The 7,192-nt window shown below is 68.9% G+C and carries 8 protein-coding genes and 1 pseudogene; 1 reads left to right on the forward strand and 8 read right to left on the reverse strand.

The genetic code is table 11. The features are described from left to right. Window positions 1–115: 115 nt before the first annotated feature. Window positions 116–1,723, forward strand: coding sequence for a cytochrome bc complex cytochrome b subunit (locus RZ50_RS21540; RefSeq protein WP_196951600.1), 1,608 nt, complete (start codon window positions 116–118; stop codon window positions 1,721–1,723). Here RZ50_RS21540 and RZ50_RS21545 read toward each other — a convergent pair. The 8 genes and pseudogenes from RZ50_RS21545 to RZ50_RS21580 form a co-directional block, all read right to left on the reverse strand. After that, window positions 1,689–2,084 (reverse strand): cytochrome c oxidase subunit 4, encoded by a 396-nt coding sequence (locus tag RZ50_RS21545; RefSeq protein WP_196951585.1) that lies wholly within the window; start codon window positions 2,082–2,084, stop codon window positions 1,689–1,691. The genes RZ50_RS21540 and RZ50_RS21545 overlap by 35 nt on opposite strands. Continuing rightward, the gene (ctaD, locus tag RZ50_RS21550; RefSeq protein WP_196951586.1) at window positions 2,081–3,775 is read right to left on the reverse strand and encodes a cytochrome c oxidase subunit I; all 1,695 of its coding nucleotides are present in this window, start codon (window positions 3,773–3,775) and stop codon (window positions 2,081–2,083) included. Before ctaD ends, RZ50_RS21545 begins: the two co-directional genes overlap by 4 nt. A gap of 203 nt (window positions 3,776–3,978) precedes the next feature. Next, entirely contained in the window at window positions 3,979–4,458 is a 480-nt protein-coding gene (locus RZ50_RS21555; RefSeq protein ID WP_196951587.1) for an NUDIX hydrolase, read from the reverse strand. After that, on the reverse strand, window positions 4,455–5,105 hold the full coding sequence (locus tag RZ50_RS21560) for a bifunctional 2-polyprenyl-6-hydroxyphenol methylase/3-demethylubiquinol 3-O-methyltransferase UbiG (RefSeq protein WP_196951588.1): 651 nt from the start codon (window positions 5,103–5,105) through the stop codon (window positions 4,455–4,457). Before RZ50_RS21560 ends, RZ50_RS21555 begins: the two co-directional genes overlap by 4 nt. A 7-nt stretch (window positions 5,106–5,112) precedes the next feature. Next, on the reverse strand, window positions 5,113–5,802 hold the full coding sequence (locus RZ50_RS21565; protein ID WP_196951589.1) for a phosphatase PAP2 family protein: 690 nt from the start codon (window positions 5,800–5,802) through the stop codon (window positions 5,113–5,115). Next, the gene (locus RZ50_RS21570; RefSeq protein WP_196951590.1) at window positions 5,799–6,044 is read right to left on the reverse strand and encodes an acyl carrier protein; all 246 of its coding nucleotides are present in this window, start codon (window positions 6,042–6,044) and stop codon (window positions 5,799–5,801) included. The genes RZ50_RS21565 and RZ50_RS21570 overlap by 4 nt, the downstream gene beginning before the upstream one ends. Before the next feature lie 39 nt (window positions 6,045–6,083). Continuing rightward, the gene (locus RZ50_RS21575) at window positions 6,084–6,872 is read right to left on the reverse strand and encodes an ABC transporter permease (protein WP_196951591.1); all 789 of its coding nucleotides are present in this window, start codon (window positions 6,870–6,872) and stop codon (window positions 6,084–6,086) included. Next, window positions 6,856–7,192, reverse strand: a pseudogene (locus RZ50_RS21580) (ABC transporter ATP-binding protein); the annotation flags it as partial. The pseudogene RZ50_RS21580 and the gene RZ50_RS21575, both read right to left, overlap by 17 nt.

Here is a 7,192-nt window from a genome sequence, read left to right on the forward strand (position 1 = left end):
TCGCACTACGTTGCCTCGCGTGGAGCCAACCAAGGTCACGAGCAAGCCGTCGGCGGGGGAGCGCGCCACCGCCGCCCTGGACGGGCGGCTGCCGGTCACGGAGGCGGGCCGGGAAATGCTGCGCAAGGTGTTCCCGGACCACTGGTCGTTTCTGCTGGGCGAGCTCGCGCTGTACAGCTTCGTCGTCCTGCTGCTGACCGGCGTCTACCTGACCTTCTTCTTCCGGCCGAGCATGAGCGAGGTCGTCTACGACGGTTCGTACCTGCCGCTGCGCGGTGTGCGGCTGTCCGGGGCCTACGCGTCGACGCTGGACATCAGCTTCGACGTCCGCGGCGGTCTGATGGTCCGCCAGATCCACCACTGGTCGGCTCTGCTGTTCGTCTCGGCGATCAGCGTGCACCTGCTGCGGGTGTTCTTCACCGGTGCCTTCCGCCGCCCGCGCGAACTCAACTGGGTCATCGGGGTGACGCTGTTCAACCTCGCGCTGCTCGAAGGGTTCTCCGGCTACTCGCTGCCGGACGACACCCTCTCGGGCACCGGGCTGCGGATCGCCGAGGGCGTCCTGCTGTCGGTGCCGCTGCTCGGCAGCTACCTCACGTTCTTCGCCTTCGGCGGCGAGTTCCCCGGGCACGTGGTCGTCCCCCGGCTGTTCACCGTGCACATCCTCCTGGTGCCCGGTCTGCTGCTCGCCCTGATCGGGGCGCACCTGACCCTCGTCGTGGTGCTGAAGCACACGCAGTGGGCCGGGCCCGGGCGCACCAACCGGAACGTGGTCGGCATGCCCTTCTTCCCGCAGTTCATGGGCCGCAGCGTGGGCCTGATGTTCGCGGTGGGCGGCGTCATGACGCTGTCCGCCTTCCTCGCGGAGATCAACCCGATCTGGCGCTACGGCTCCTACCGGCCCGACGTCGCCGGGGCGGGCGCTCAGCCCGACTGGTACATCGGCTTCATCGAGGGCGCCCTGCGGCTCATGCCCGCGGTGGAGACCCGGCTGCTGGGGCACACGCTGTCGTGGAACGTCCTCCTCCCCGCGGTGGTGCTGCCCGGGCTGATGTTCGCGCTGCTGTACGCCTACCCCTTCGTCGAGCGGTGGCTCGACCCCGATCCGGGTGAGCACCACCTGTGCGACCGGCCGCGCAACAAGCCCACCCGCACCGCGCTGGGGGTCGCCGGAGTGGTGTTCTACGCCGTGCTGCTCGTCGCGGGCGGCAACGACGTGATCGCGTTCGAGTTCGGGGTCTCCGTCAACACGCTCACCGACGTGCTGCGTGCGGCCCTGATCGCCCTGCCGCCCGTCTCGTTCATGCTCACCCGCCGGTTCTGCCTGGCCCTCCAGGCCAGGGACCGTTCCCGGCTCCTGGACGGCGACGAGACCGGCCGGATCGACCAGTCCATCGAGGGCGGCTTCGAGGGCCACCGCCGACCCGTCCGTCCCGCCGAGCGCCAGGTGATGCTGGTGCGCGACGCGCCGACGCCACCGCCCGCCCCGGCCGGGGCGCCGCGCCGGGAGCGGGCGCGGGCCGCGGCGAGCTCCTGGTTCTACCGCGACCGGGTCGAACTGCCCGCCTCCGAGCAGGAGTCGGAGCGGGTCGCGGCCATCCTCACCGCCCCGCAGCACCCGCGTACCCCGGTCGAACGGACGCCCCGGCCGGTCGGGGCCGGCCCTCTTCGCCGAGTGCTGCGCGGGATCACGCGCCGTCGTCGTCGCGGTACTGGAAGATGAACCCGAACACGGCCAGCGCGAGGACCAGGGCGCCGACGACGACCAGCCACAGGGCGAACGCCACGCCCAGCGCGAAGACCGTCACGCCCACCGCCGCGAGAACCGGGTAGCCGCTGCGGGCCGGGAAGAACCCGACCGGCCCGGCGGTTTCCGCGATCTCGGAGTCCTTGCGGTCCTGCGCCCTGCCGCGGCCCCGGCGCTGGTGCTGGACGAACCAGAACAGGGCGATCAGCCCGGACATCAGGAACCCCACCGTCAGGATCGTCTTGCCGGCGGGCTCCCTGGCCCAGAACCCGTAGACGAGCCCGACCACGGCGAAGAACGCCGCCATGATGGAGAACAGCCACCCCTCGGCCTTCATCGGGCGCTCCCTGGCTTCCACTCGCCGGCGGACGGCCGAGCGCCCCCGCCGTCCTCGGACGGGACCTCCGGGTGGTGCAGGTCGAAGGCCGGCGACTCGGAGCGGATCCGCGGCAGCACCTGGAAGTTGTGCTGCGGCGGAGGGCAGGACGTCGCCCACTCCAGCGACCGCCCCCAGCCCCATGGATCGTCCTGGCCGACCCGGACGCCGTGCCGGGTGGTGACCCAGACGTTGTAGAAGAACGGCAGGTTGGAGACCCCGAGCATGAACGCACCGCACGAGGCGACCACGTTGAGCGAGGTGAAGCCGTCCACCTCCAGGTACGTCGCGTAGCGGCGCGGCATCCCCTGGGCGCCCAGCCAGTGCATCACCAGGAAGGTGGCCTGGAACCCCACGAACAGGATCCAGAAGTGCACCTTCCCGAGCCGCTCGTCGAGCATCTTCCCCGTCAGCTTCGGCCACCAGAAGTAGAAGCCCCCGAACGTCGCGAACACCACGGTCCCGAACAGGACGTAGTGGAGGTGCGCCACGACGAAGTAGCTGTCGGTGACGTGGAAGTCGATCGGCGGCGCCGCCAGCAGCACCCCGCTCAGTCCGCCGAACAGGAAGGTCGCCAGGAACCCGACCGACCAGAGCATCGGCGTCTCGAAGGACAGCGAGCCGTTCCACATCGTCCCGATCCAGTTGAAGAACTTCACGCCGGTGGGCACCGCGATGAGGAACGACATCATCGAGAAGAACGGCAGCAGCACCTGGCCGGTGGCGAACATGTGGTGAGCCCACACCGACATCGAGAGCGAGGTGATGGCGATCGTCGCGCCGATCATCCCGTAGTAGCCGAACATCGGTTTGCGGCTGAAGACCGGGATGATCTCGCTGACGATGCCGAAGAAGGGCACCGCGACGATGTAGACCTCCGGGTGGCCGAAGAACCAGAAGAGGTGCTGCCACAGCAGTGCCCCGCCGTTCGCGGCGTCGAAGACGTGGGCGCCGAACTTCCGGTCCGCCTCCAGCAGCAACAGGGCCGCCGTCAGCACCGGGAAGGCCAGCAGCACCATGATCGACGTGAACAGCACGTTCCACGTGAAGATCGGCATCCGGAACAGGGTCATGCCCGGCGCCCGCAGGCAGGTGATCGTGGTGATGAAGTTGACCGAGCCGAGGATCGTGCCGAGCCCGGCCACGACCAGGCCGAGCGCCCACAGGTCACCGCCCGCGCCGGGCGAGAACACCTGACCGTTCAGCGGCGCGTACGCGAACCAGCCGAACGCGGGAGCGCCCGTCGAGGTGAGGAAGCCGCTCAGCACCATCAGTCCGCCCAGCAGGAACGCCCAGTAGGTGAAGGCGTTCAGCCGGGGGAACGCGACGTCCGGTGCCCCGATCTGCAGTGGCATGATCGCGTTGGCGAAACCGGCGAACGTCGGAGTGGCGAACAGCAGCAGCATGATGGTGCCGTGCATGGTGAACATCTGGTTGTACTGCTGGTTCGACAGGAAGCCGGTGTCGGGGCCCATCAGTTGAGTGCGCATCAGCAGCGCCATGAGGCCGCCCACCAGGAAGAAGCCGAAGGCCGTCGCCAGGTAGAGGTTTCCGATCACCTTGTGGTCCGTGGTGAACAGCCATCGCAGCAGCGTGCCGCCCTGCTGGAGTCGTGACCGCGCACGCCGCGCAGCGGTGGCCGAAGCGCTCATGGAACCTCCGCAGCGGATGCGATGGCGGTCGGAAGGCGGCGCTGCCGGACCACCGGCGCCGGCGGGCCGGAGACCTTCCGGGACATCGGCGACCCTAGCGGCGGCTGATCAGGACCGCCGGGTTGCCACGCTGCACGCCCTCCGACCGGATCACGCGTGCCCGCGACGGCTCGCGAACCCGCGCCGCCGGCGGCGCGCTCGCGTCAGACGTCTGCGGCCCTGAGGAGTGACAGCGCCTCCGTTCCTTCATGAACGCGGAACGTCACGGACCTCGTGGCCGTGAGGGCGTCCTCCAGTCGCGGGCGATAGAGGGGGTGCAGTCGCGTGAGGGCGTCCTCCACCTCCGCCCACTCGGCGACGCTGGCCTCGGCTGTCGGGTGAGGTTCTCCTGATACGGCTGTCGCGATGAAGATGCCCGCGAGAATTCCCCTGCTCGAATGCTGGTAGACGCCTACCAGGCCGCGTACCTCGACATGGACCCCGGTTTCCTCGTAGGTCTCCCGGACGGCGGCCGCATGGAAATCCTCGCCGGGGTTCACCAGGCCGCCGGGTAGCTCCCAGCGTTCGGGGGAGCGGCGGCGTGTCACGAGGACGCGTCCCGTGTCGTCGAACGCGACGCAGGTGGCCCCCAGCGCGTACCGTTCGGGAGGCTGGGAAATTCCGGCGGTCAAGCGGTTGTTCATTTCCCTGCCCCGCTCCCCGCGTTGTGGAAAACCAGAAGGTACCTCCAGAAGAGAAGTCGCTGAATGCGCCGTCCTGGAAGAATGTCAGCGCTGGCCTCCCGGATCTCCGGCAGTGACATCGAAGGGGGCGTCACGGGAGCGGGGGGAAGTCGATCGTCAGGGGTGGTGTGGCGGTCCGGCCGGGTCTTCTCGCGGAAGAACACCGCGATGCGCCAGGCGGCGTTCACCGGAACGGCCAGAAGGCCTACGGCGTGATCCCGGAGCGTCGCTTCCCGGTAGCAGCCGAGGATCACCAGGACGCCGTTCGGGGTCAGTGACGCCCGCAGCTTTCGTACCGTCTCGAAAGGCACGTGGTGGATGCTTGCCAGGCAGGCGATGTAGTCGTACGTGTTCGGCGGCAGGGCCAGGCGTGTGATGTCCGCCTGCTCGAAGTGAATGCGCCCGGATGGATCGAGGAGGGAATTCCGACCTCGCGCTGCGGCTATGACGTCGCCGTCCGCGTCGATGGCGTCGACCTCGATTCCCAGGCGGGCCAGTTTCTGCGCGAATCCGCCGGTTCCGCACCCGACTTCAAGGGCCCTTCGGCATGACGCGGGAATTTCGCGGAGTAAGAGGTCGTGGTAATGATCATTGTGGTTGAACGGCATGACGCCATCATGCCACGGGCTCGTCCGCGGAGTTCGGTGGTGGCAGACGGACCTGTCGTCGCGAACGGCGGGTCGGCCGGCGGTGGAGCAGGAGCGCGGCGACGGCCAGCCACCCGGCACCCAGGAGCTGCCCGGCGAGCACGTCGACGCTGAAGTGCACGCCGAGGAAGACCCTGCTCCACGCGACGAGTTCGGCACTCAGTCCGGCCGCGAGCAGGATCAGTGTGGACACGGCCGGCGGCGTCCGGGCACTGAGGTAGAGCGCGGCCAGCAGGAACCCGGTCGTCACGCCGACCGCGTGTCCGCTGGGGAAGCCGAAACCGTCGGCGTGCATCGAGGCGCACCCCAGGGACGGCCGTTGCCGTTCGGCCCAGTCCTTGACCAGGTTGCAGCTCACCGTGGCGGCGTACGGTACGACCAGGAGAACGGCGGCGGCTGGGACGTTCCGTCGGGCCAGTGCGAGGCATGCGGACCCGACGGCGATGATGGTGACCGGCCACGGGTTGCCCCACGAGGTCAGCGCTTCGAGCAGCCGGGTGCGGAACGCACCGGTGCTCGTCCAGGAGCAGAGCCCGGAGCTCAGTGGTTCGTCCCAGCGGAAGGCGACGAGGACGAGCAGCAGGCCGGCGTGGGCCGCCGCCCACCACGCGAGCCATGCCAGTGACCGTGGCCGGTCGACGGGGTGGCGTCCGGTCATGCGGGGCTGATGGTCTTCGAGATGTGCTCCAGCAGCCCGCGGGGGGTGCGGATCGTCCGTAGGACGCCGTCCTCCAACCGGCAGTCGAACTCGTCCTCGACCCGGCTGATGATCTCGATCTGGTTGAGGGAGTCGATGTCCAGATCTCCGAAGGTGATGTCGAGTTGGTCCAGGGAGAAGACGTTCCCGGTGATCTCCTCGACCAGGGGCGCGAGGACTGCGATGAACTCCTGCTCGGTCATGGACGTGGTCCCCTTCATGATGAGTGGTTGCTGTCCGTGTCACGAGGTGCGGCGCCCGTGGCGGGCACGCCAGTGCATGCGTGTGCTGGTCAGGGCCCAGACCGCGCCGGCGAAGACTGCGAGCACCGCCATGTCGGCGAGGGCCCGGGAGGCGTCGGGGGCTGTGAGGGAATGGCGCAGGCCGGCGGCCGCGTACACCGCGGGATTGAGGTCGCCGATCCAGATCAGCGCGCCGGGGAGCATGTCCGGTGGGACCGCCACCGGGCCCGCGGCCATCATGAGGAGCGTGGTGGCCAGGCTGAGCGAGGAGGCCTGTTCGATGGTTCCTGATCTGCTGCCGATGAAGGCTCCCAGCCCGGCGGAGGGGAGCAGGGCGAGGAGGAGACACAGCGGGGCCAGCGGCGAGGGGGTGATCGGGACGTCGAGCAGGGAGGTACCGAGCAGCAGGGTGACCGTGACGGCGGGCAGCGACAGGAGGGAGAACGCCGCGAGCGTGGCCAGGATGAGGGCCTCTCGCCGGACGGGCAGGGCGGCGTAGTACTCGAAGGCGCCGTTTCCGCGCATGAACGCGAAGTTGCTGGCGATCTTGTTCTGGGTCTCGAACAGGATGGCCATGGTGACGCTGCCGGTCAGGACGTACTCGGTCGCGGCATGGCCGGAGTTGCGGGCGAAGAGCCCCAGGGCGGCGATGCTGACCAGGGGGGCGAGCATGCCGGTGAGCACCATCTGGGGCCAGGACCACCGCCAGTTGGTGAGCTGGATCCGGAACAGGTCCCAGACCTGTCCGAGGAAGCCCAGCCCGAGTCTCTCGTCACGCGTAGCTGACATACACGTCTTCCAGGGTCGCTGTGTGCATCGTGAACTCGGGGAACCGGCTGAGATCCACGTCCTTGGTCAGGTGGGCCAGGTCGACGGAGTCGACGAAGGCCACGACCTTGCCGTGGTGCTCGGACTCCACGCGGACGTAGTCGGGCAGCCCGTGGATCTGCGTGTCGTCGAGCGTGATCGACAGACGAACCTGGGAGCGGAGGGAGGACTTCAGTTCGGCGGGGGCGCCCAGCGCGACGAGCCGCCCCTCCTTGAGGATTCCGACGCGCTCGATCACCTGTTCCGCTTCGATGGCGTTGTGGGTGATGAGGATGATCGTG

The sequence above is a fragment of the Kitasatospora sp. SUK 42 genome (genome assembly GCF_015776785.2).
GTDB lineage: Bacteria > Actinomycetota > Actinomycetes > Streptomycetales > Streptomycetaceae > Kitasatospora.

Coding starts and splice junctions, on each gene's coding strand:
- RZ50_RS21540 (WP_196951600.1), top strand. CDS start 116: ATGCTGCGCAAGGTGTTCCCGGACCACTGGTCGTTTCTGCTGGGCGAG.
- RZ50_RS21545 (WP_196951585.1), bottom strand. CDS start 2,084: ATGAAGGCCGAGGGGTGGCTGTTCTCCATCATGGCGGCGTTCTTCGCC.
- ctaD (WP_196951586.1), bottom strand. CDS start 3,775: ATGAGCGCTTCGGCCACCGCTGCGCGGCGTGCGCGGTCACGACTCCAG.
- RZ50_RS21555 (WP_196951587.1), bottom strand. CDS start 4,458: ATGAACAACCGCTTGACCGCCGGAATTTCCCAGCCTCCCGAACGGTAC.
- RZ50_RS21560 (WP_196951588.1), bottom strand. CDS start 5,105: ATGCCGTTCAACCACAATGATCATTACCACGACCTCTTACTCCGCGAA.
- RZ50_RS21565 (WP_196951589.1), bottom strand. CDS start 5,802: ATGACCGGACGCCACCCCGTCGACCGGCCACGGTCACTGGCATGGCTC.
- RZ50_RS21570 (WP_196951590.1), bottom strand. CDS start 6,044: ATGACCGAGCAGGAGTTCATCGCAGTCCTCGCGCCCCTGGTCGAGGAG.
- RZ50_RS21575 (WP_196951591.1), bottom strand. CDS start 6,872: ATGTCAGCTACGCGTGACGAGAGACTCGGGCTGGGCTTCCTCGGACAG.